18 protein-coding genes and 1 other annotated feature are annotated in these 24,888 nt (G+C 32.6%); of the genes, 2 read left to right on the top strand and 16 right to left on the bottom strand.

Annotated elements, in window-relative coordinates; all coding sequences use genetic code 11:
* Positions 1-99: 99 nt before the first annotated feature.
* The 14 genes from EDC18_RS04350 to EDC18_RS04285 all read right to left on the bottom strand — a co-directional run bounded on the left by EDC18_RS04350 (position 100) and on the right by EDC18_RS04285 (position 20,657).
* On the bottom strand, positions 100-1,260 hold the full coding sequence (locus EDC18_RS04350) for a phosphoglycerate dehydrogenase (protein WP_132250657.1): 1,161 nt from the start codon (positions 1,258-1,260) through the stop codon (positions 100-102).
* A gap of 44 nt (positions 1,261-1,304) precedes the next feature.
* Entirely contained in the window at positions 1,305-2,387 is a 1,083-nt protein-coding gene (gene serC / locus EDC18_RS04345; protein ID WP_132250655.1) for a 3-phosphoserine/phosphohydroxythreonine transaminase, read from the bottom strand.
* A gap of 300 nt (positions 2,388-2,687) precedes the next feature.
* Complete coding sequence (gene ilvB, locus EDC18_RS04340) at positions 2,688-4,352, bottom strand: biosynthetic-type acetolactate synthase large subunit (RefSeq protein WP_132250653.1); 1,665 nt, start codon at positions 4,350-4,352, stop codon at positions 2,688-2,690.
* Positions 4,353-4,565: 213 nt separating this feature from the next.
* Entirely contained in the window at positions 4,566-6,233 is a 1,668-nt protein-coding gene (gene ilvD, locus EDC18_RS04335) for a dihydroxy-acid dehydratase (protein ID WP_132250651.1), read from the bottom strand.
* 92 nt (positions 6,234-6,325) lie between these two features.
* Entirely contained in the window at positions 6,326-7,387 is a 1,062-nt protein-coding gene (gene leuB / locus EDC18_RS04330; protein ID WP_132250649.1) for a 3-isopropylmalate dehydrogenase, read from the bottom strand.
* A gap of 98 nt (positions 7,388-7,485) precedes the next feature.
* Complete coding sequence (cimA, locus tag EDC18_RS04325; RefSeq protein ID WP_132250647.1) at positions 7,486-9,075, bottom strand: citramalate synthase; 1,590 nt, start codon at positions 9,073-9,075, stop codon at positions 7,486-7,488.
* Positions 9,053-10,606: a 2-isopropylmalate synthase gene (locus EDC18_RS04320; protein WP_207669165.1), complete on the bottom strand. Its 1,554-nt coding sequence runs from the start codon at positions 10,604-10,606 to the stop codon at positions 9,053-9,055. Before EDC18_RS04320 ends, cimA begins: the two co-directional genes overlap by 23 nt.
* 344 nt (positions 10,607-10,950) lie before the next feature.
* On the bottom strand, positions 10,951-11,943 hold the full coding sequence (gene ilvC, locus EDC18_RS04315; protein ID WP_132250643.1) for a ketol-acid reductoisomerase: 993 nt from the start codon (positions 11,941-11,943) through the stop codon (positions 10,951-10,953).
* 33 nt (positions 11,944-11,976) lie between these two features.
* Positions 11,977-12,477, bottom strand: a complete 501-nt coding sequence (gene ilvN, locus EDC18_RS04310) for an acetolactate synthase small subunit (RefSeq protein ID WP_132250641.1) — start codon at positions 12,475-12,477, stop codon at positions 11,977-11,979.
* Positions 12,478-12,802: 325 nt separating this feature from the next.
* Positions 12,803-13,045 (bottom strand) — a binding site (T-box leader).
* Positions 13,046-13,182: 137 nt separating this feature from the next.
* Positions 13,183-15,597, bottom strand: coding sequence for a homocysteine S-methyltransferase family protein (locus tag EDC18_RS04305; protein ID WP_132250639.1), 2,415 nt, complete (start codon positions 15,595-15,597; stop codon positions 13,183-13,185).
* The gene (locus EDC18_RS04300; protein ID WP_132250637.1) at positions 15,594-17,396 is read right to left on the bottom strand and encodes a bifunctional homocysteine S-methyltransferase/methylenetetrahydrofolate reductase; all 1,803 of its coding nucleotides are present in this window, start codon (positions 17,394-17,396) and stop codon (positions 15,594-15,596) included. Before EDC18_RS04300 ends, EDC18_RS04305 begins: the two co-directional genes overlap by 4 nt.
* Positions 17,397-17,408: 12 nt before the next feature.
* Positions 17,409-19,517: an ASKHA domain-containing protein gene (locus EDC18_RS04295; protein ID WP_132250636.1), complete on the bottom strand. Its 2,109-nt coding sequence runs from the start codon at positions 19,515-19,517 to the stop codon at positions 17,409-17,411.
* 161 nt (positions 19,518-19,678) lie between these two features.
* Complete coding sequence (locus EDC18_RS04290) at positions 19,679-20,176, bottom strand: hypothetical protein (protein ID WP_132250634.1); 498 nt, start codon at positions 20,174-20,176, stop codon at positions 19,679-19,681.
* A gap of 28 nt (positions 20,177-20,204) precedes the next feature.
* Positions 20,205-20,657, bottom strand: coding sequence for a hypothetical protein (locus EDC18_RS04285; protein ID WP_132250632.1), 453 nt, complete (start codon positions 20,655-20,657; stop codon positions 20,205-20,207).
* Between the two features lie 178 nt (positions 20,658-20,835).
* On the opposite strand from EDC18_RS04285, the gene EDC18_RS04280 reads away from it, so the two are divergent.
* A complete protein-coding gene (locus EDC18_RS04280; RefSeq protein WP_165878474.1) occupies positions 20,836-21,321 on the top strand; it encodes a L,D-transpeptidase family protein in 486 nt (161 codons plus the stop codon).
* A 151-nt stretch (positions 21,322-21,472) separates the two neighbouring features.
* Here the strand turns inward: EDC18_RS04280 and EDC18_RS04275 are convergent, their stop codons facing one another.
* Positions 21,473-22,891: a hypothetical protein gene (locus EDC18_RS04275; RefSeq protein WP_132250630.1), complete on the bottom strand. Its 1,419-nt coding sequence runs from the start codon at positions 22,889-22,891 to the stop codon at positions 21,473-21,475.
* A gap of 318 nt (positions 22,892-23,209) precedes the next feature.
* On the opposite strand from EDC18_RS04275, the gene EDC18_RS04270 reads away from it, so the two are divergent.
* On the top strand, positions 23,210-23,422 hold the full coding sequence (locus EDC18_RS04270) for a transposase (protein ID WP_279230902.1): 213 nt from the start codon (positions 23,210-23,212) through the stop codon (positions 23,420-23,422).
* Between the two features lie 174 nt (positions 23,423-23,596).
* Here the strand turns inward: EDC18_RS04270 and EDC18_RS04265 are convergent, their stop codons facing one another.
* Positions 23,597-24,865: an HlyC/CorC family transporter gene (locus EDC18_RS04265; protein ID WP_132250628.1), complete on the bottom strand. Its 1,269-nt coding sequence runs from the start codon at positions 24,863-24,865 to the stop codon at positions 23,597-23,599.
* Between the last annotated feature and the right edge of the window lie 23 nt (positions 24,866-24,888).

The raw sequence follows: 24,888 nt of genomic DNA, 5'->3' as shown, positions 1-24,888 counted from the left end.
CCCTCTCGTTATTAGTTGTAATACTAATTCTATTATATCCATGTATATAGAAAAGAGCTGCCTAAAAAACGTCTGATTTTTGGGCAGCTCAACCTGTTACTATATTACTCTTACTTTAACGATGCCTTCAATATTTTCTAATTCTTTTACGATGTTTTCTGCTACTTCATTTTCAACATCAATTAATGTATAAGCCCATTGTTGCTTGCTCTTATTAATCATATCTACAATATTTATATTGTTGTTAGCCAATAAAGTTGTAATTTGGCCAACCATATTAGGTACATTTTTGTGATTAATTGCTACTCTAGCCGCCGTTTGACAAACACCCATATTACATGCTGGATAATTAACTGAATTTGTTATATTTCCATTTAATAAGTAATCTTTTGTTTGAATTACTGCCATTATTGCACAATTATCTTCTGATTCTGGTGTAGAAGCCCCTAAGTGAGGTATAGAAATAACATTCTCCATTGACACTACTTTTTCATTAGGGAAATCTGTAACGTATTTAGCTACTTTACCTGATTTTATTGCTTCTTCTAAGTCATCATCATTAACTAACTCGCCTCTTGAAAGATTAATAATACGTACATTATCTTTCATTTTGGCAAAAGCATCTTTATTAATCATACCTTTTGTTTCTGCTATTACAGGAACATGTATTGATATATAATCACATTCAGCAAAGATTTCATCTAAGTTAATAGATCTTTTTACTGCTCTTGATAAACTCCAAGCGGCTTCAACAGAAATAAATGGATCATACCCTAGAACTTCCATTCCTAATCCAACTGCTGTATTAGCAACTAAAGCACCAATAGCACCTAAGCCAATAACACCCATTTTTTTACCTAATATTTCTGGTCCTACAAATTGTGATTTGCCTTTTTCTACTTTTGCTGCTACTTCGCTATCTCCTTCAAGACCTTTTACCCAGTTGATACCACCAACAATATCTCTTGAAGATAATAATAGACTTGCGATTACTAATTCTTTTACACCATTTGCATTGGCTCCTGGCGTATTAAAAACAACAACACCTTTTTCAGAACATTTATCAATGGGTATATTATTTACCCCTGCCCCTGCTCTACCAATAGATTTTACTGAATCAGATATTTCAAAATCATGCATTTTAAAACTTCTAAGAAGTATGGCATCCGCATCATCGGTTTCTACTATTTGATATAGATCTTTTTCTAATAAATCTAATCCTTGGTTTGAAATAGGATTTAGACAACGAATTTTTTTCATTATTTTCCCACCTTCATTATTTTTTAGCTACTTATTCTTTACTATTAGCTGTTTTTAGCTTCAAATTCTTTCATAAAGTCAACAAGCTTTTGAACACCTTCAACTGGCATTGCATTATAAATACTTGCTCTCATACCACCAACTGAACGGTGACCTTTTAAAGTAACAAACCCTTTGGCAGCAGCTTCTTTAATAAATTGAGCATTTAATTCTTCTGTAGGAAGGATAAATGGAATATTCATTAAGGATCTGTCTTTTTTCTCAGCTGTTCCTGAAAATAATTTGCTTTCATCTAAGTAGTTATATAAGATATTTGCTTTTTCATTATTGATTTTTTCCATTGCTGAAACGCCACCTAATTTTTTAATCCACTCAAATACAAGTCCAGCAATATAAATACTGTATGTTGGAGGCGTGTTAAACATAGAATCATTATCTACATGTGTTTTATAATCTAACATAGTTGGTACAGAAGCATCGGCATGACCTATTAAATCTTCACGAATAATAACAACTGTAACACCAGCAGGTCCAATATTTTTTTGAGCACCCGCAAAAATAATGCCATATTGAGATACATCTATTTTTTCTGATAAGATATTAGATGACATATCACCTACTAATGGCTTTCCTTTAGTATCAGGTAATGTTGTAAAACGTGTACCATAAATAGTATTATTATTCGTAATGTATACATAATCTGCATCTTCTGATAAATCTAGTGATTCTACATCTGGAATGTAATTAAAAGTTTTATCTTCTGAAGATGCTTTAACCACAACTTCGCCGAATTTTTTAGCTTCTGATATTGCTTTTTTAGACCAAGCACCTGTATTAAGCATTAATGCCTTTTTATGTTTAGTCATTAAATTCATTGGGATCATTGCAAATTGTAAAGATGCCCCACCTTGTAAAAACAATACTTTATAGTTATCAGGTATTTCCATAATCTCTCTTAGCGTTTTTTCTGCATTATTTATTATTTCTTCATATGCTTTGGAACGATGGCTCATTTCCATAACGGACATACCTGTTCCTTTATAGTTAACCATTTCTTGGGCTGCTTGTTCTAGAACTTCTACAGGTAAAGTTGCTGGACCTGCTGAAAAATTATAAACACGATTCATTTAGATAACCTCCTTTTAATATAAAGAAATCGATTAAAATTATTGTATTATACTAATCTTTTTGCGATTTCACACTTATTTTTATGATAAACTATTACCATAAATTAGTCAATAGTGATACTCTTACTTGTTAAAGTTTTAACTCTTTTTGTTGACAATAAAACCAACCATTCCTAGGATTTAAGTCTCTATAGATTTAGAAAACATACCTTTATATATTTTTTCTTATATAAACATAAGATAAGCTTAAGAATACATCTATAGTCCCCACTTTAATCCTTGAGATAGTTGGTTAAATCTTTACTCTCCTACCATAATATTATCAATTGGAGCACCTGGCGCTACCATAGGCCACACCTTATCATCTTTATCGATCTCACAATTAATTATAACTGGTCTCTTTTCTTCAATGGCTTTCTTTAATACTTCTTCTACCTCTTCTTTTTCTGTCAGATTATATCCAACCGCACCAAATGCTTCTGCTAATTTAACATAATCAATATCTCTATCTAATGTGGTATAAGAATATCTCTCTTCATAGAATAGATTCTGCCATTGACGAACCATTCCCAATACGTGATTGTTCATAACAAGTACGATTAATGGTAAGTTATATCTTACCGCTGTTGCAATTTCATTTAGATTCATTCTGAAACTGCCATCACCAGCAATATTAACTACCACCTTATCTGGGTTAGCTACTTGAGCACCAATACAAGCCCCAAATCCATATCCCATAGTTCCTAAACCACCAGAGGATAGAAATGTTCTAGGATGATTATACTTGTAAAACTGTGCTGCCCACATTTGATGTTGTCCAACTTCTGTTGTTATGATAGCTTCTCCATTGGTCACTTCATACAGCTTTTCTAGAACATATTGAGCCGTTAGACAGGTATCCTTATATTTAAGCGGATATTTTTGCTTTAACTCAGTAACTTCTGTAATCCACTCTTCTCTATCCATTGGCTCAAGGCTATTATTAATTTTTTCTAAAGCGCCTTTTATATCCCCAATAATATGATGATATGTTTTAATGTTCTTATTGACTTCTGCTGGATCAATATCAATATGCAATACTTTTGCTCTTTTAGCAAAACTATCTGCTTTTCCAATAACTCTATCACTAAATCTAGCGCCAATAACAACTAATAAATCACAGTGTGTAATGCCTATATTAGAAGCTTTACTACCATGCATTCCTACCATACCTGTATACAATGGGTGTTCTCCAGGAAATCCACCTTGACCCATCAAACTACATGTTACGGGTGCTTGAATGGTTTCAGCAAATTTTAACAAATTATCAGCTGCCTCAGATAATATTACCCCACCACCAGCATAGATAAATGGTTTTTTAGAGGCTTTTATAAGTTCAATAGCCACATCAAGGGATGTACTATCAATCTCATCTAAACTTCTATCAACTACTTTGGGCTCAGCTTTTATATATTCAGTTTTATTAATTGTAATATCTTTAGGAATATCAATTAATACAGGCCCTGGTCTGCCTTCTTGAGCAATATAAAAAGCCTCTCTAATGGTATCTGCCAAGTCTTTTACATCTTTAACGATATAATTGTGTTTTGTAATAGGCATTGTTATGCCCGCCGTATCAACTTCTTGAAAACTATCTCGACCTAATAAAGAAACTGGCACATTTCCTGTAATAGCAACCATAGGCACTGAATCCATATAAGCTGTTGCAATTCCCGTCACAAGATTTGTTGCCCCTGGTCCTGATGTTGCAATAACAACACCTACTTTACCCGTTGATCTGGCATAACCATCAGCGGCATGGGATGCACCTTGCTCATGAGATGTTAGAATATGTCTAATTTCTTTACTACTTTTATAAAGTTCATCGTATATATTTAAAACAGCTCCACCTGGAAACCCAAATATAGTATCTACATTTTGCTCTTTTAAGCACTCAATTAAAATTTGTGCACCTGTTAATAACACAAGCATCACTCCTTTCTATTTTATGTATAATTGTTTTATTTTTTTATCTTATGATTACCCGACACGTTTATTCAAGGAATATATAATGGTTTTGGCGTCGACCGGCTGAAAGGAAAGGCAGCCAAAATCATTATATATTCCTTGAATAAACCACTGACCAAACCTTATAAAATAACCCCACCACTATAAGTAGCGGGGTTAATGGTTTATCAATTAAGCCTTTAATACAGCACCTGTATTAGCAGAAGTAACCAAAGCCGCATATCTAACAAGATACCCTTTATCAATCTTAGGAGGTCTTGGCTTCCATTCTTTTTGTCTGCTTTCTAACTCAGCATCATCTACTTCTAAGTGAATACTATAGTTAGGAATATCAATAGAGATAATATCCCCTTCTTGTACCAATGCAATTGGTCCCCCAACTGCTGCTTCTGGAGAAACATGTCCTATGGATGCACCTTTTGTAGCACCACTAAAACGTCCATCTGTAAGAAGAGCAACTTGTTTATCAAGACCCATTCCAGCCAATGCAGAAGTTGGTGATAACATCTCACGCATCCCTGGTCCACCTTTTGGTCCTTCATAGCGTATAACAACCACATCTCCAGCTTTAATATCGCCACCTAATATAGCTTTAATGGTATCTTCTTCGCTATCAAATATTCTTGCTGGTCCTGTATGTTTCATCATTTCATCTGCAACAGCAGATCTTTTTACAACACATCCAAGTGGGGCAATATTACCTTTTAATACAGCTATACCACCAGTAGCACTATAAGGTTCTTCAATATTTCTAATAACTGTATTGTTTCTATTAACACTACTCTCAATATTTTCACCAATGGTTTTACCTGTTACTGTCATAATATCAAGATGTAATAAATCTTTTTTACTTAACTCTTTCATAACGGCTTGAACGCCACCTGCTTCATATAAATCTTGTATATGATGATGTCCAGCAGGGCTTAACCTACATAAGTTAGGTGTTCTTTCACTGATTTCATTTGCTTTTTCTAAACTCAGCTCAATACCAGCTTCATAAGCTATTGCAGGTAAATGTAACATACTGTTTGTACTACAACCTAGAGCCATATCCACCGTAAGGGCATTATCAAATGCTTTATCAGTCATTAAATCTAATGGTCTTATGTTTTTTTCTAACATTTCCATTACTTTTAAACCTGCTTGTTTCGCTAAGCGTATTCTTTCTGAGTAAACTGCAGGAATCGTACCATTACCAGGTAATCCTAATCCTAATACTTCCGTTAAACAGTTCATACTATTAGCTGTAAACATTCCTGAACATGATCCACAGGTTGGACAAGCTTTTTCTTCGTATTCATATAATTCTTCATCTGTTAATTTGCCTGTTGCAACTGAGCCAACAGCTTCAAAAACAGATGATAAACTTACATCATTAGGGTTACAAGTTACTTTACCCGCTAACATGGCACCACCACTAATAATAACTGTCGGTACATTGATTCTTGCTGCTGCCATTAACATAGCAGGTACATTTTTATCACAGTTAGGCACCATTACCAATGCATCAAATCCATGAGCATAAGCCATCGCCTCAACTGAGTCTGCAATAAGTTCTCTTGTTACTAGAGAATAATGCATGCCTTTGTGACCCATAGCAATACCATCACAAACTGCTATAGCAGGGAATGTAATCGGTGTTCCACCACCCATTAACACGCCTGTTTTAACAGCGTCTACAATTGTATCTAAGTGAATATGCCCAGGTACAATATCATTTTGTGAATTAACAATTCCTATAAGTGGTTTTTTTAATTCTTCATCTGTATAACCCATTGCTTTAAACAAAGATCTATGTGGTGCTCTTTGAGCCCCTTCTACTACTACTCTACTTGACATGAATATCACCTTCACATTTCTATAAAAAACGGTTTACGTATCTGTACATCTTAATTTTCCAAAAGTTTTTCTACTCTTAATTAAGTAGATTTCTATTTTAATTCTTTAACGATTAAATCGCCCATTTCATCTGTTCCAATACTTGGAGCACCAGCACAAATATCTTTTGTTCTATATCCTTTTTCTAAAACTAATTTAACAGCATTTTCTACTGCATCAGCTTCTTTTTCTAAGTTAAATGAATATCTTAACATCATAGACACAGATAAAATTGTAGCGATAGGATTAGCAATATTTTGTCCAGCGATATCAGGAGCAGAACCATGGATTGGCTCATACATACCTTTTCCAGTTTCTCCTAAACTTGCAGATGGTAACATTCCAATGGAACCTGTTATCATACTTGCTTCATCTGAAAGAATATCTCCAAACATATTACCAGTTAATATAACATCAAATTGTTTTGGATATCTTATTAATTGCATAGCTGCATTGTCAACATACATATGTTCATAAGAAACTTCTGGATAATCTTTAGCAACTTCATCTACAACTTTTCTCCATAAACGAGAAGAATCTAATATGTTTGCTTTATCAACACTTGTTACTTTTTTATTTCTTTTCATTGCAATATCAAAAGCTCTAATTGCTATTCTTCTTACTTCTTCTTCGCTATACTCTAATGTGTCAAATGCCTTAGTCCCTTCAGTACCTCTTTTCCCAAAGTAGATACCTCCTGTAAGTTCTCTCACACACATAATATCTAAACCATCATCACCAATGATTTCATCTTTAAGTGGGCAAGCCGCTTTTAATTCATTAAATAGTACCGCTGGTCTAAGATTAGCAAATAATCCTAATCCTCTTCTAAGTCCTAATAATGCTTGCTCCGGACGCATTTTTCCATCTAAATTATCCCATTTTGGCCCACCCACTGCACCAAGTAATACAGAATCACTTTCTTTACATACATCCATTGTTTTTTGTGGTAGTGGTATACCTTCAGCATCAAGGGCTGCCCCACCTGCTAATAAATCTGTGTATTCAAAATTATGACCGTAAATTTCTCCTACTTTATTAAGTACTTTTTTAGCTTCTCTTATAATGTCTGGTCCTATTCCGTCTCCTGGTATTACTGCTAATTTATAATTCATCTGTATACCCTTCTTTCTTCATTTTTAGTTTTATAGTTTTATATTTTAATGAATAGTTTTTCATAATCTCTAAATAATCTGCCTATATTTTTCAACTTTTACATATATGCTCTCATTTTATTTTCCAAATCTCTTAATAACTTAACTTCTATAGAATCTACTAAAGCAATTAAACTTGCTTTAATGATATCAGAAGAAACCCCTACAGTTGACCACACATTTTTTCCATCTGATGATGTTAGAAGAACTCTAACCTTACCTGCTGTAGCATCTTTTGAATCTAAGACTTTTACCTTATAATCTGTAAGATGTACTTCTTTAAGCTGAGGATAGAATACTTCTAGTGCTTTTCTAAGTGCAATATCTAAAGCATGAACTGGTCCATCCCCTTCAGCCGCAGTAAATTCTTCGTTACCATCAACATTTACCTTTACCATTGCATAGGCACTAAATTTTGAGTCTTTGGCTGGTTTTTCTCCGATAATTTTGAAGTTTTCTAATTCAAAGAATGATTTGTATTTGCCTAAATGCTTTCTTATAATTAATTCAAATGTGCTTTCTGCACCTTCAAATTGGTAGCCTTCATGTTCTAATTCTTTTAATCGATCAATGATTTGTTTTGCTTCCTCAGAGTCTTTTGTAATCTCTGGTGCTATTTTTGCAATTTTCTTAAGTATTGTACTTCTACCTGCAACCTCTGACATTAAAAATCTTCTTGTATTCCCAACTAATTCAGGATTAATATGTTCAAATGAATGCGATGCTTTGTTTACACCATCTATATGCATGCCACCTTTATGGGTAAAAGCACTTCTTCCAACATAAGGTTCTTTATCGTATAGAACGATGTTTGCAATTTCTGCAACAAATAAAGCTGTAGACGTTAGTGTTTCTAGGTTTTCCTCTGGAATACAGTGATAACCTTTTTTAAGTTGTAAGTTACCAATTATTGTACTTAGATTAGCATTGCCACATCGCTCACCAAAACCAATATATGTCCCTTGAATATGTGTTGCACCTGCTTCAACAGCCATCATAGAATTGGCAACTGCCATTCCACAATCATTATGGGTATGTATCCCAACTCTTACTGAAAAGGTCTCACATACTTTTTTGGTAATCTCATACACTTCAAGAGGCATTGCCCCTCCGTTAGTATCGCATAATACCAAGCAATCTGCACCACCTTTTACAGCAGCTTCTAATGCTTGTAGTGCATACTCTGGATTGGCTTTATATCCATCAAAAAAATGCTCTGCATCGAAAAATACTTCTTTGCCATTTTCCTTAAAGAAAGCCATTGTTTCTTCTATCATTTTAAGATTTTCTTCTAAAGTTGTTTGTATAATATCTGTAACATGAAAATCCCAACTCTTCCCAAAGATTGCAACAGCTTCTGTATTTGCTTCAAGCATTGATTTAACATTGGCATCATCAGAAACATTAATATTTCTTCTTCTGGTGCTTCCAAAAGCTGTCAACTTAGCATTATTTAGTTGTATGTCTTTTACTCTTCTAAAAAACTCTAAATCTTTAGGGTTTGAACCTGGATTACCAGCTTCAATATAAGCCACACCTAACTCATCCATCGCTTTAACAATTTTTAGTTTATCTTCAACTGAAAAAGAAATTCCTTCTGCCTGAGCACCATCTCTTAGAGTTGAATCAAATATCTCTACCCTCGACATCTTCTGTTGCCTCCTTTTCTTGTTTCGATGAAGCATACAGCATTTTATTGATTGCATTAATATAACCTTTTATACTTGCTTCAATAATATCTGTACTTAGTCCACTACCTTTATAAATTTTACCATCTTTTAAAAGCTTAATCACTACAGCACCTTGAGCATCTTTGCCTTCAGTTACTGCTTGAATCTTATAATCCTCTAAGGAGAAATCTATACCAACAATCTTATCAATTGCTTTAAATGCAGCATCAATTGGACCATCACCAGTAGATACCTCTTCAAATACTGCCTCGTCTCTTGAAATTTTTACATTAGCTGTTGCAGTAATTGTATTACCACTGTTGGTAACAAAACGCTCAAAGGTATAAATTTCTGGTGTATGGACTTGTTTTTGACCTGCTAAGGCTTCTATGTCTCTGTCCGTTACTGTTTTTTTCTTATCTGCAAGAACTTTAAAAGCTTGGAAAGCCTCTTCAATTTCTTCTTTTGTTAAATTATATCCTAAATGGTTTAGTCTATCTTCAAAGGCGTGACGGCCTGAATGTTTTCCTAATACCATTTTATTTTCTGTTAATCCAACAGATTCTGGTGTCATTATTTCATAAGTACTTTTATTGGCTAATACGCCATGTTGATGTATTCCAGACTCATGAGCAAATGCATTAGCTCCTACAATAGCTTTATTGGCTTGAATCAAAGACCCTGTTACAGATGTAATCAAACGACTTGTTGGGTAGATTTCTGTTGTGTTAATGCCTGTCTCTACACCATAAATATCTTTTCTTGTTGCAAGCGCCATTACCACTTCTTCTAGCGCTGCATTTCCTGCTCGCTCTCCAATACCATTAATGGTACATTCTACTTGAGAAGCCCCTGCTCTAATGGCTGCTAATGAATTGGCAACACCTAAACCTAAGTCATTATGACAATGTACAGAAATATCCGCTTTATGAATGTTTGAAACATTATTTTTTATATAAGATATAATGTCGTAGAATTCATCCGGTGTTGTGTAACCTACTGTATCAGGTATATTTATAACCGTTGCACCAGCATTAATAACACTTTCAAAAACCCTACATAAAAAGTCTTTATCAGACCTAGATGCGTCTTCTGCTGAAAACTCAATATCTGAACAGAATTTTTTTGCGTATTTAACCATTTCTGTTGCTTGTTCTAACACTTGTTCTGGTGTTTTTTTAAGTTTGTATTGCATATGGATATCCGATGTTGCCAAGAAAGTATGAATTCTTGGTGATACGGCATATTTTACAGCTTCCCAAGCACGGTCTATATCTTTAGTAAGTGCTCTAGACAAACTTGCAACTGTTGAATTTTTAATGGTTTCTGCTACCTTCTTAACTGCCTCAAAGTCTCCTGGTGAAGCAATTGCAAAACCAGCTTCCATTACATCTACCCCAAGCTTTTCTAGCTGTAATGCCACTTTGATCTTTTCTTCTAAATTCATACTACACCCAGGAGATTGCTCTCCGTCTCTTAACGTTGTATCGAACACTTTAATTTGACGCATCTTTATACCTCCTTTATATTGCCAAACCTAACCTCATCTTGTTTCCAAGAAATAGTTGACTATTCTTAGTCATTTCATTTTGAAAGAAAAAACTTAAAGCTTATATCTAAATAACTCTAACTTTTTCTCATTTAACTAAAAATACGAATCTATTGATTTTTCTTTAGATTTAAATTTTTTCTTTCCACAAAATTATATGTAATGAGTCATGTTAATTTTCCATAAATTTTGTTATATCTCTTGTAATAATAATGAGTATTTATACTATTTTCTTATATATTAGGAAACTGTAAGTTTCCTAATATATAAGAAAGGAGGTCGGTCCAGACCGACCACTCAATCTATTATTTTTTAATCCAACTCATCATTTTACGTAATTCTTTTCCAACTACTTCAATTTGATGCTCTGATTCCATTCTTCTTCTTGCAGTAAATCCAGGACGATTTACTTTGTTTTCAACGATCCAGTTTCTAGCAAATGTTCCATCTTGGATTTCTCCTAATACTTTTTTCATTTCTGCTTTAGTAGCATCTGTTACAATACGTTTTCCAATTGAGTAATCTCCATACTCAGCTGTATCACTTATTGAATATCTCATGTAGTTTAATCCACCTTGGTTGATTAAGTCTACGATTAATTTTAATTCATGTAAACACTCAAAGTATGCACTTTCTGGTTGGTATCCAGCTTCTACTAAAGTTTCAAAACCAGCTTTGATTAATTCACTTACACCACCACATAATACTACTTGCTCACCAAAAAGATCTGTTTCAGTTTCTTCTTGGAAAGTTGTTTCTAAGATACCCGCTCTAGCGCCACCGATACCCGCTGCATATGCAAGAGCTAAATCTTTTGCATTACCAGTTGCATCTTGGTGAATTGCGATTAAACAAGGAACACCTTTTCCTTCTTCGTATTGAGAACGTACTGTATGACCAGGTCCTTTTGGAGCAACCATAAATACATCTACATCAGCTGGTGGTACTATTTGACCAAAGTGGATGTTAAATCCGTGAGCAAATACTAAAGCGTTTCCAGCTTCTAAGTTTGGAGCAATACTTTCATTGTAAATATCACCTTGTTTTTCATCAGGTAATGCTAACATAATGAAATCTGACATTTTAGTCGCTTCTGCTGCTGTTGCAACTTTTAATCCAGCAGCTTCAGCTGGTGCCCAAGATTTACTTCCTTCGTATAATCCTACAACAACGTTAACACCAGACTCATGAAGATTTAATGCATGAGCATGCCCTTGACTTCCATAACCTATAACTGCTACTGTTTTACCTTCTAATAATCCTAAATTACAATCTGTTCCATAATACATTTTTGCCATCTTAATGTTCCTCCTAGAATTTTAAATTTATTTTTATTTATAGTGTTGTATGTTTTCATTTCCTCTTTTGAGGCCTGCTAGACCTGTTCTTACAATTTCCTTAATTTCATAAGGTTGTAACAGTTCTACTAATGCATCTAATTTGCTTTGATCACCTGTGATCTCAATGGTAAGTGCTTCTGTTGCGACATCAATTATTTTAGCTCTAAAAATATCAGTTATTCCTATAATTGAAGACCTTGTATCTGCAGTCGCTTTAACTTTTATTAATGCTAGCTCTCTATAAACCGCATCATCACTAGGTAATTCTACTATTTTTTTAACATCTACCAGTTTATTTAGCTGTTTAACGATTTGCTCTAATATTTGATCATCTCCACGAGCAACAATTGTCATCCTTGAAACTTCTGGATCACTTGTAACGCCTACTGATAAACTATCAATATTGTAACCTCTTCGACTAAACAAGCCAGCAACTCTACTTAGAACACCTGAATGATTGGCCACTAATACAGATAATACAAGTCTTTTCATACAAACACCTCCTTAACTTTTTGTCGCATCTTCTAATTAATTGTTCCTTGAACACAGTAAATATATGTAAATACAAAGATTGATTTAACAACTTGCTATGTTACAAGGTTAATTTGCTAAAGCATTTGCTTCATAAGAAAAGCGTAATCCTTTTAAAGTACTATTTTATATACTTTTCAATAAATCTCTTACGCAATTTCTTTGATGACTTAGAATTTTCTTAGTAGGTCATTTTATATTTTTATTATATAAAATAGACCCTTTATGTTTTTATATAGGAAAAACAATTCCTTATATATAAAAAACCCCGTCACTACAGTTTACCTGTAGGGACGAGGATATATACCACGCGTTACCACCCTAATTGCCTTATATTAAAATAAGACCACTCATATAGGTTCTATCAAACCCTTGCCTGTAACGGGGCATACCGTTGACCGCTTACTAATACTTGTTCAGCGACACTGCTCCAGAGTGATCTAAAATTTTACTATTGTACTGGTTCACACCAACCACCAGCTCTCTGATACAATTCCATAAAATCTCAAGTCTCCATCATAGCATTTCTTGCTCAATGTTTTAATTTAATTTTAAACTAGTTGTATTGTAGCAAGATTTAAAACTTTTGTCAATGCTTTTTTAATATCAAATTACTTATGGTTTTATAAGTTAAATTAATAACCTCTTATTTCCTAATTAATTCTTTTACTGATTCAAAAGTCTTTTAACTAGATTAACTGCATCTGCAGCATCTTTAGAGTATCCATCTGCTCCAATTTCTTCTGCAAAGGATTCAGTAATAACAGCCCCACCAATAATCACTTTTGCTTTTAATTTCTCCATACCAACGGCTTTAACTACCTTTTTCATCTGCATCATTGTCGTTGTCATTAATGCAGATAACCCAATAATATCAGCATTGTATTCTATGGCAGCTTCAACAATGGCTTCACAACTTACATCTTTTCCTAGATCCACAACATTAAAACCATAGTTTTTAAGCATGAGTACCACAAGATTTTTACCGATATCGTGAATATCCCCTTCTACTGTAGCCATAATAACAACTGGTTTTTTCTCTTCTTCCTCTGAATCCCCAGTTTTTAGTAATGGTTCAAGAAATTCAATACCCGCTTTCATAGTCTCTGCACTTACAATCAATTGTGGTAAGAAATAAATTTGTTTGTCAAATAACTCTCCAACTTTATTGATGGCAGGAATTAAAAAAGTATCTATAATGTGTTTTGGCGTATGGCCTTCTTTTAACCCTTCTTTTATCAGTTCAATAATCTTATCTTTATTCCCTTTTATAACGGCTTCAAAGATAATATTTTTCACTTCTTTTCCTTGATTGGATGCCAATGCAACTTGTTCTTCTTGTTGTTCACTTGATTTTCTTATATATCTCATACTGCCTGGATCTTTATTTTGCAAGACATCTGAAGAATGCATTGCCATCATTAGTAGTTCAGAGGATGGATTGGCTATCGCCATTGTTAATCCACTTGCAATGGCCATTGTTAAGAAAGCACTGTTTAAGTAACTTCTATTTGGTAATCCAAAAGAAATATTGGATAGCCCTACAATGGTTGGCATTTCTAGATCCTCTTTACAGAACCTAATCACTTCTAGTGTTTCTTTTGCTGCTAGGGCATTGGTTGCTACTGTTGTAACCAATCCATCCACAACAATGTCTTCTCTTTGATAATTGAATGCTTTCGCCTTTTCTAATACAGTCTGTATGATTTCTTTCTTTTCTTCTATGTTTTTTGGCAATCCTTTATCTGATAAAGGAAGTAATACAAACATAGCTCCGTATTTTGCCACTATTGGTAACAACTCTTTTATTTTTACCTCTTCTAAGGAAATAGAATTCACTAAAGCTCTACCTGGATAAACCCTTAAAGCTGCTTCTATGACATCAATATGACTCGAGTCAATACATAAAGGCACATCTACTAATCTGCTAAGATGTTGAATCACTCTAACCATCATTTCTTTTTCATCAATACCATTCATGCCTACATTCACATCTAAAATGGTTGCGCCCATCTCAATTTGCTCTAATGCAAATCTTGTTACTTCATCTAAACTGCCTTCTCTTAGCTCAGCTTGTAATTGCTTTTTCCCTGTAGGGTTAATTCTTTCACCTACAATTCTTGTTTCGTTATCTAAGTCAATCACAACTGTTTTTCTTTCCGATGAGATACAACTCCCTTGTTTTGTATTAGGAAGTATTGTTTTAAGACCTGCTAATTCATCTTTTAATTCTTTTATATACTCAGGTGTTGTCCCACAGCAACCGCCAATTATGTTCGCCCCTACACCAATTAATTCTTTACAATAGCTGGCAAACGTATCTGATTTCATATCATATACTGCTGTGCCATCAATCATTTTAGGAAGGCCTGCATTTGGCTTTATAAATATTGGCACTTTGGCGTGTGGTTTTATTTTTTCAACAATAGGAATCATTTTTTCTGGACCTGTTGAACAGTTGATACCAACTGCGTCAGCACCTAAATTTTGTAATGTAATTAATGCTGTTAAAGGATCTGTCCCATATAAAGTAACGCCACTTTCATCATAAGTCATACTTACCATTACAGGAAGGTCACAAGATTCTTTTACTGCAATAAGGGCTGCTCTTGCTTCTTGCAAACTCATCATAGTTTCTATGACAAATAAATCAACGCCACCTTGTACAAGGGCCTTTACTTGTTCTTTATAGACGTCAATAAACTCTTCTAACACTCTATCTCCTAATGGATATATTTGTTCTCCCGTCGGGGATAAATTCCCTGCAACAAGGGCTTCACCTTTCGTTGCATTTTGGGTTACCTGAACCAAGGCTAGATTCATTTCTACCACTTTATCTTCAAGACCATAATCTCCAAGCTTAAAACGATTGGCACCAAAGGTAGGCGCATATATAATATTGCTTCCTGCTTCAACATATTTTCTTTGAACCATAGTTACAGCATCCGCATTTTCTAATACCCATTTCTCAGGACAAACCCCAATTGGCATGCCAAGTTTTTGAAATTCCGTTCCAGATGCACCATCTAATAAAATAGGTTCTTTTTTTTCAATTAAACTTTTAAATTCATTTCTTGTCATTTGTTTTCACCCTTTTTCAATGCATTTATTATTTCATTGATCATATTCACTCTATTAAAAGGTACCATAAAGTAATACCCATCTACAATACCTCTCATTTTAAGAGCGATATTCTTTCCTATCTCAATCCCTATTTGTTCACTTTCTTCTCTTGTCATGTTTTCATCAAATTGATTGATGATTTCATCAGGTACAGTTATACCTATGATTTCATTTTGTATAAATCGTGCGTTTCTTATATTAACAAGAGGCAGAATGCCACCAAGAATCTTAGTATCTAACTTACTTTTAATGTATGTGATTTTTTCCAAGGTTTTTTCATCATAGATTGGCTGTGTTAAAAAGAAAGTTGCACCAGCATCTATTTTCTTTTTCATTCGCTCAATTTCTTTATCCAAATTGGCTCTATTAGGGTTTAATGCACCACCATAATGTATAGGCTCATCTTTAAAGTGTTCAATATTCATTTCTCTTACCATTTCCATCAATGTAATGGAATTAAGATTAAATACACTTTTGATTTCATTACGATCCCCACTAGGAATAGGGTCCCCTGTAACCAATAACATATCCCTAATGTTTTCCATATAACCCCCAAGGATTTGAGCTTTTAACCCTATGATATTTTTGTCTCTACAACAAATATGTGGCATGGTTGGGATTTTTACTTCTCTTGCAATTTTAGAAGCAATAATAAGAGCATCTGCTCTTGGTTTACCCATTGGAGAATCTGCTATTGTAATAATATCAACCCCATTGGCTTTTAGTAGATTGGCTGACTCCATTACTTTTTCTATGTCCTTGCCAAATGGAGGATCTAATTCAACTGCAATAACTTCTTTGTTGTTCATTAGTTTTGCTTCAAATGGATTGATATTTCTTTCTTGAGTTTGAACCACTTTCTTTTTATTGGTAGGCTTTTTTACATCATTAACATCAAAGCTTTCCATAGCCTTTGCTAATTTTTCTATATGAATAGGCGTAGTCCCACAACACCCACCTATCATTTTCACACCAAGTTTGGCTATATTTATCATTGTATCCACAAAATAATCTGTATTGTCCATATATACTGTACGATCTTGCAAAATATCTGGGTACCCTGAATTCGGCATAGCGGAGATGATTTCTTCTTCATTCCAATGCAACTTCTTAATAATCTGATACAAATGGCCTGCCCCAATTCCACAGTTAAACCCATAAATGTCTAGTCCATTGATAGAACGTAAGTCGTCTAATAATCGATTGGCACTTTTCCCGATTTTAGTATACCCATAAATATTAAGGGCAAATTGAGCGATAACTGTTGTCTCTGGGTTTTTGCTTTTAATATATGGGATAATATCTTTTAAATAATGAATATCTGAAAAAGTTTCAAATAAAAAGGTATCCGCCCCTTCTTGTAAAAAGGTATCTACAATAATTTTATATTCATTGATTACTTCTTCATCACTAGTAAAGTCATTTTCCGGAACCGGACCAATACTAGCTGCTATGATAACATCATTATTGCTTTCTTGTACTGTTTTTTTGGCAATATTAAAACCCTCAATAATGATTTCTTTAACTTTATCTATTCCTTCATTCAAGACTTTCGTATTGGCAGAAAAAGTGTTGGTTCTAATCAGATTTGCTCCTGCTGCTATATATTCTTTATGTATCTTAGCAACCACCTCTGGATTGTTAAGATTTGCTTTTTCAGATAGTGTATGATTGGAATTAATCAGTTGAGAATAATAAGTCCCCATTGCACCATCTGTGATTAATATATGATCTTTTATATAGTCTTTAAAATTCACTTTTCCTGCCTCCTACTTAGTAAAGTTAATGTTCTCTATGAACTGTGTTTGAAATTGACTGTTGTTAGCCAACTCTATATATTTTGTTTCCTTAGATAATCTTTTATATAATTCTAATTGATTTTCTTCGTACAAGGAAAGTATCCCACCTTGCAATGAAGTGTTGTGTAACGTCTTTGTTCTAGTCAATAACATCTTCGGTATTAACCCAATATTTCCTGCATTATGACGGTTAACATACTCCCCAAAGCCACCTGTTAAATAGACAGTTTGAATATCATCATAAGTAATCCCTGTTTCTTTTAACAATATATCAATTCCTGTCTTCACTGCACTTTTTGCCATTTGAATCTGTCTTACATCTTGTTGGGTTATATATATATCTTCTACTAGATAAGCTTTCATATCCTTATCTGTTAATAAACCTGTCTCATCTATTCTATTGTTTTCCATAAGATAATGAATGGCATCTATTATAGCTGAACCACAGAGTCCTATAGGCGCTACATTTCCTATCACTGTATAATCCGTAGGACTTTTATAAATATTAATGGCACCGTTTAAAGCACCCATACCTTTTTCAATATGTGTCCCCTCAAAAGCTGGCCCTACAGCTGTTGAACAACTGATATACTCACCTTTTTTTCCTAGTACAATTTCTCCATTGGTACCAAGGTCTATTAATAATGAATATTTATCAACTTCATTCATGTTTGTATATATCATCCCTGAAAGAATATCAGACCCCATAAAAGAAGCAATGGTAGGAAGGACGATAACTTTTATATTTGGATTTATATTTAATAAATCCCCTGTATAAATATGCATATCCGTTGTTACAGGTCTAAAAGGTGATACCACAACGTCTTCTGTATCTAGCCCCATTATAAAATGAGACATAATGGTATTGGCACCTATGATTACTTTTTTTAGTTGTTCTTCTTTTACCGTTCCATTTTCCATAAGAGTTTTTATGAGTGTATTCAATTGATTAATTATGGTTTTTTGAAGGATTTTTATGCCATTATAATTCTCACTGGCCCAAAACGCCCTTGAAAGCACATCTAAACCAAACCTTTTCTGATCATTCTCTTGTTTTATAACCCCTACAACTTCCCTTGTCCCTAGATTCACTAATGCCATCTCTACTGTGGTCGTCCCTAAATCTACAGCTATACCATAATCATCCACTTCATTACCCTTATGATGGATTTGAATGGTATTGTTCTTAATGGTATCTTTTTCTTTTATTAAAGATAAGGTTAATGGTTTATTAACTTGAATCCCACAAGCCAATCGTATGCCCAGTTTTAAATCTTTTTCAGGAATAAGGTCTTTATCAGAAGCATTAATTTCAAAAGAAGGATTTAAAACTTTTATTTTGCAATTACCACATTTTTTATGACCTGTACAACTTTGTGGAATATAAATCTCATTATCATTTAATGCTTTTAATAAATTATAATTTTTATCTACCTTAATCTTTTTTATCTTATAACCATCCATTATAGTGACTTCAATTTGCTCTTTACGGTTAGGGCAATTTACAGCATCACATCTGCTACATAAACTAGCCTCTTTCACCTTAGTCTCCTCTTCACCACAAATAAAAGAAATGGTGTTAAGAGGTTTCATCATATAATGTTCATTTATTGAAACAGTGCTATTGGTATCAATTGCACCTAGAATTTCCTTATTCAGCTCTATAGGTAAGTGATTTCCCGGAAAATAAATAATACTCAGACCTTTTATAGGATTGTCTTTTACAAATCTCTCTTTAAAAGCATACAAACATTCTAGCAATATCTCATTGCTTAATATGTCTACAATATGGGTTTCTATTGGATTGTCTTTATACTGCTCCAATATTTCATCTATTTCACTACCCAATGTTATAATACCTGCTACCCCACTAGAATAGTTTTTTTTACTACTATTGTTCAGATTTTTTAACAGTATATTTTCCTGGTCATTGATTATAGTATAGTAGACTTTTGACTCAATGCAACCACATAAATCCTTAGACAAATGGTATACTTTATCTCTATGGTCTTCTAGATGATACTGACTAATAACATCATTTAATTTATCATTATTAAGTTGAATTGAAATTGTTAGCACAGCATTCACCCTTTTGAATAATTTTTTATCCTAAAGTATACCATAGATTAATTCAAGTGACTAGTAGCTTGATTATTAGTTTTTATTATTAGGATATAAAAAGGATTAACTACAGTCATTACTATTGCTACTGTAGTTAACCCTCATAAGTCAAATCATTATTAATTTAAAAATAAAAATTTGTAATTACCCGCTAATCCCCACAGTAATAATAAAAAACCACATACGATATAACAAGCAGAGATTATGTTAATCTTAAAATGTCTATAATTTTTAATTTGTGAGCGTATACGGTTTATGACATGTTTGCCTTCTTTTTTATTCAAGATTTTAATTTCATAATGAAATAAATCTTCTATAATATAAATATTATAGGGTATTTCATCTATATGGTTTACATCAAATGCATTTAACAAATCATTTTCCGTAACATTATACAATACATACCTTTTAAAAATAAAACCTAAAAACATTGCAATAAAAATAATACTTACTTCAAAATAAATTGTTCTAAAAATATTATTATGTATGCCAATTAAATATATAAATAGTACTCTAAATAAATTTGTATAAATACTCGATAGTATAAGTTTATGTGATAACAAATAAATCCCAAAACATATAAATAGTATACTCATTCCTACTAATATGTAGATCACTTTTGCAGCCACCCCCAATAACCCTTACTTAGCCAGCTTTATTATATTTTATCATTAAAAATCTTATTTTTAATATTATAGGATAAATAATTAAAGCAATTATATATAAAGCATACAATAATGGCAGGAATGCTATTAATAATTGAGAAACAAAGTAGGGATCGTTGAAAAATACATGAAGCTTTATTATATTTACAAGGGTTATTGTGGCACCTATTAATAATAAAAATTTATAAAAACCTTTATACAGTTCTTTAATTTGTATTAAATCATTCTCAGTAATTTCACTCCTTGAATGATTCCTGATTAATAGTTTTAAACCTATTAACCAATGGTTATAATGTCCTAATAGTATAATGTACATAATGATTGACAGTATCAATAATAAAGATGTTGGTATGTCAAATAAAATAAAACTGTTACTTTCTCCAATTGAAATAAAAAGAAATACTATAAATACTAATGTTAAAATAAAATACATACAATCCCCTCTTTCTTTGTCTTTGTTTTACCTCTGCTATGAAATTTAATTACCTTTATTTTATTATCATAGCAATTTTCCAACTATTTTCAACAATTATATTCCTTAACCCTTTATTTGAACTTAGAATTGGTATATCTCATACTATATATAAAGAATATAAAAAAGAGGCTATTTTATGCTATATACTGTAAAACCAGGTGATACTTTATCCAAAATAAGTAGTCAGTTCAATGTGCCACTCAATGCAATTATTTATGCCAATCAGATAACAACGCCAGATAGGATTCGTGTTGGTCAGCAAATTATCTTGCCAGATGAAACCAATAACCCTTTTTCTGTTTTAGTAGACACAAAAAAGAATCAATTAAAATTAAAAGTAAATAACAAAGAAGTAAAAACGTACAGCGTTGCTACAGGCAAACCTGCAACCCCTTCTCCTAAAGGCAACTGGAAAATTATAAAAAAAGGGCTTTGGGGTGGTGTATTTGGTGGTTTTTTTATGGAAATCGATGTTCCCCATGGCATCTACGGTATTCACGGCACAGATAAACCATGGTCCATTGGTAAATCTGTAAGCAATGGGTGTATTCGTATGTATAGCAATCAAGCCAGAGAACTTTATTATATGTTGCCAATAGGAACCCTTGTTGAGATTATATAGCAAAAAAAGAAGTGCTTGTTCAAAAAAAGCAAGCACTTTTCTTATATCTCTTTAAAAAGCTATTTTAGTTTTTTTATTCACCCTACTACATTTTTACGTTGCAACAATCTTTTTCACAAGTTTTAAAACATTATTAATTCATTACTTTATATTATATTTTAATTATATCAATAAACATGTCATACTCAAATAAACCATCGTTTATTAATATTCTCACTATACTCCCATCTTTTAATGTAATAACTGCAGTTTTTTTAGTTAATGCTTTAGAGTGACTTTCATTAGCATTTTCTTCTCCTGCAATCATTTTAGGATTTAAATAGTCATATTCATGGGTTTCATACTCTATTTTATAATTCTCGTAGGGATCATATGAATTCATTTTTTCAAAAGATACTACTTTGTTTTTCTCTGTTAAAAACTCAAATTTATAAATATTATCAGATAAATTATACTGGGGCGTTGCTTCAGGAATATATTCTTCATCTCTTAATAACTGATGAATATTACAAGATTCATTTGACGATATAGATATATCATTCATCGTTATACTCCCATCAACACAAGTATCATGGTTGAAATAAAACTCCGAAATTGTTTTTAAATCTTGCTCATATTCATGCTCAAACAAATATGCTTTACGATACCCATATATCGTATATTTAAAACCTTCCGAACCTTCAATTACGATTAACTCATCGTTATCTGTTAAAGATTCATTTCCCAAATATAAAATTTGACTATTCCTCTTTATTAAATATTCTGGATCCATTAAACCAATTGCCAACTGACGTATTCCAGAGGTACGCTTTACTAGATTAATATGATAAGATTCATTTGTTTCTATAGACTTAACATCTGCACTTATATATGCCATCTTATTAAAGGTAAAATCATTAATTTTAGATAATATTTGTCCTAGAAACAGCTTATCTGTATTACTTTGGGTTTGAATTCTTAAACCTGTTTGTGGATGCCACTCATAGAACCAACCAAATTCATCCACAATCCATTTCCATGTTAATGGAAAGTATATTCTACTATCCTGAATAATTAAATTGCTGTATATCTCTACTGGGTATTCATATTTCATTATTGGATATGCTTCAAGGGTATTATCTATGGACTTGCCATTGATAATTATTTCATTAGTAATAATACCCATTTCTATACTTTCCAAATTAATATTCCACTCATAATCTAGTGAAACAGAACTTCTTACTTCTCCTGTAGTATCAATAATGATTTCATTGTTTTCTCCTATGTTTACGCTAATTCCCAACCATTTGCAATTGATCCAATCAAGAGGTAAATAGACAATGTTGTTATATATAATTGTGGGATAAATGGCATTTATATCATTGATAAAAATACCATCAATAGATACATTAAATTTTCGCTCAGATATATTAATTTCTTGTTCCAAAGTTTCAATTCTACTATCAGGCACTCTAATTACTATTTCTGTTTCACTATCTTCTAGATAAGTTGCATATACTTCTGTGTTTAAAAGTAGCAGTGATAAAAACATACTACAAGTAATAAAAAATACAAATACTTTTTCTTTCATTTAAACGCTCCCTTTCTGTAATTAAAAACATAGTACATTCTTCATAATTTTTCCAGTTCTAGTCAATATAAAGAAAATTGATAGAATTTGCTTGCCTCTTGGGGAGTAAGAGGAACAAGATGAGTTATTAATATAATTATATCATTCTTTTTAAATTATTTACAGTATTTAAATTATTCTGTAACACAAATGTATTTAGGCATAATAAAAAGGTTCTATAATAAATGTTGGGGTGAAAACCTCAACTTTATTTTTTTGCAAAAAAATAATGCACTTATCTTCAATTCCCTTTAACATGTTAATTGTCTAGAAAAACAAATTGAAAGGAATGATAATAAGTGCACTCTAATTCTAGCTTGTGCAAATACATATAGACACTGGTCTAAAGAAATACTAAATGCTTTTAAATATAGATACACCGATGGTCCCACAGAAGGATTTAATAATAAAATAAAAGTATTAAAACGTGTTTCATATGGCGTTAGAAATTTCCACAGATTTAGAAATCGTATTTTACACATTACAAATTAAATAAGATGTTTTTTCTACAATTAACATATAGCTTTATTAAGTGCACCCTAAAACACATATTGTAATTAGAGAACATAAAAATAGCTCTAAAGTCAATAACGGAGCGGAATTGAAACTTATTCCACGCAAAAATTGACAAAGAGCCAGAAAAACAGGCATTATCTTCATCATCATTTAATCAGAATCTGCTCTTTCATCTTCATTCATTACCTCTACTGTTATCTCAAGCACCCGTTTGGAGTCGGTTTTTGTGACAACTACTTTAAGATTCTCATATATAAAACTATCTCCCTTTTTAGGAATTCTTCCGCACTCTTGCACCACCCAACCACTTACTGTTACAGCATCATAGTCTTCACTTTTACTTTTAAGTTCAAACTGTTCAAACAAATCTTCCAAGTCCGCATTACAGTAAATAAGGTACTTACCCTCACTGATTTTAGAAAAGTGTTCAATAATCTCATCATGTTCATCCCATATCTCTCCAACTAATTCTTCTAGAATATCTTCCATGGTCACGATTCCCATTGTGCCACCATATTCATCAACAACAACAGCTATGTGAGATTTAGAATGTTGTAATGTTCTTAAAAGTTCAGAAATTTTCATATGTGGTGCAACACATACTATGTTTTTTATAATCGACTGTATATCATCTTTTTCATTATGAAGCATATGATAAAAGTCTTTTTCCAGTATAACACCATTGATATTATCCACTGTCTCTCTATAAACAGGAATCCTTGAATACCCGTGATTTATAAATAAACTTTTAATTTCGCTAATTGAAGCATTTTCATTAATTGCAACTACATTCACCCTAGGGGTAAGAATTTCTTCAACATTAAGATCATTAAATTCTATAGCCGATCTAATAATTTCACCTTCATGCCGATTTATTCCACCTTCACTTTCAACTTCATCTACAAGAGTAATTAATTCTGCTTGAGTAATTGTATTGGCATTTTGTGTTTTAAGAACCTTTGAGAGTATTTTTTTCCAATAAGCAAACAAAAAATTCAGAGGAATAAAACCAAATACTAAACCTCTAATAACTGGGGTAAAAAACATTGCAAATCTCTCAGGCGATTCCTTGGCAAGGCTTTTTGGTGTAATTTCTCCAAAAGTTAGTACTAAAACTGTTGTTACTACTGTAGAAATAATCACACCTTTATCGTTAAAATAATATGTAAAGATTACTGTAGCAATAGATGCTAAAGCTATATTTACAATATTATTGCCTATCAAAATAGCCGAAAGAACATTATCAAAATTCTCTGATAGCTCTAAGGTTTTCAAGGCTTTTTTATTGCCACTGTTTGCCATATTCTTCAATCTTATTCGGTTAAAACTTGAAAAAGCCGTTTCTGCAGCTGAAAAATATGCAGAGAATAAAATTAAAATCCCATAAACAAATATTAACGTATTACTTCCACCATCCATAAAATATAATTCACTCCACTTTT

The organism is Natranaerovirga pectinivora, from assembly GCF_004342165.1.
GTDB classification, from domain to species: domain Bacteria; phylum Bacillota; class Clostridia; order Lachnospirales; family DSM-24629; genus Natranaerovirga; species Natranaerovirga pectinivora.
The sequence above is the reverse complement of the archived record's forward strand: the minus strand, read 5'-3'. Positions and strand labels throughout refer to the sequence as shown.

Excerpts from the sequence above, each read along its gene's own strand:
- serC (WP_132250655.1), bottom strand. The coding sequence starts at position 2,387 with ATGAATCGTGTTTATAATTTTTCAGCAGGTCCAGCAACTTTACCTGTA.
- cimA (WP_132250647.1), bottom strand. The coding sequence starts at position 9,075 with ATGTCGAGGGTAGAGATATTTGATTCAACTCTAAGAGATGGTGCTCAG.
- EDC18_RS04305 (WP_132250639.1), bottom strand. The coding sequence starts at position 15,597 with ATGACAAGAAATGAATTTAAAAGTTTAATTGAAAAAAAAGAACCTATT.
- ilvC (WP_132250643.1), bottom strand. The coding sequence starts at position 11,943 with ATGGCAAAAATGTATTATGGAACAGATTGTAATTTAGGATTATTAGAA.
- ilvD (WP_132250651.1), bottom strand. The coding sequence starts at position 6,233 with ATGTCAAGTAGAGTAGTAGTAGAAGGGGCTCAAAGAGCACCACATAGA.
- leuB (WP_132250649.1), bottom strand. The coding sequence starts at position 7,387 with ATGAATTATAAATTAGCAGTAATACCAGGAGACGGAATAGGACCAGAC.
- EDC18_RS04280 (WP_165878474.1), top strand. The coding sequence starts at position 20,836 with ATGCTATATACTGTAAAACCAGGTGATACTTTATCCAAAATAAGTAGT.
- ilvN (WP_132250641.1), bottom strand. The coding sequence starts at position 12,477 with ATGAAAAGACTTGTATTATCTGTATTAGTGGCCAATCATTCAGGTGTT.
- EDC18_RS04265 (WP_132250628.1), bottom strand. The coding sequence starts at position 24,865 with ATGGATGGTGGAAGTAATACGTTAATATTTGTTTATGGGATTTTAATT.
- EDC18_RS04285 (WP_132250632.1), bottom strand. The coding sequence starts at position 20,657 with ATGTATTTTATTTTAACATTAGTATTTATAGTATTTCTTTTTATTTCA.
- EDC18_RS04350 (WP_132250657.1), bottom strand. The coding sequence starts at position 1,260 with ATGAAAAAAATTCGTTGTCTAAATCCTATTTCAAACCAAGGATTAGAT.
- EDC18_RS04275 (WP_132250630.1), bottom strand. The coding sequence starts at position 22,891 with ATGAAAGAAAAAGTATTTGTATTTTTTATTACTTGTAGTATGTTTTTA.
- EDC18_RS04320 (WP_207669165.1), bottom strand. The coding sequence starts at position 10,606 with ATGCGTCAAATTAAAGTGTTCGATACAACGTTAAGAGACGGAGAGCAA.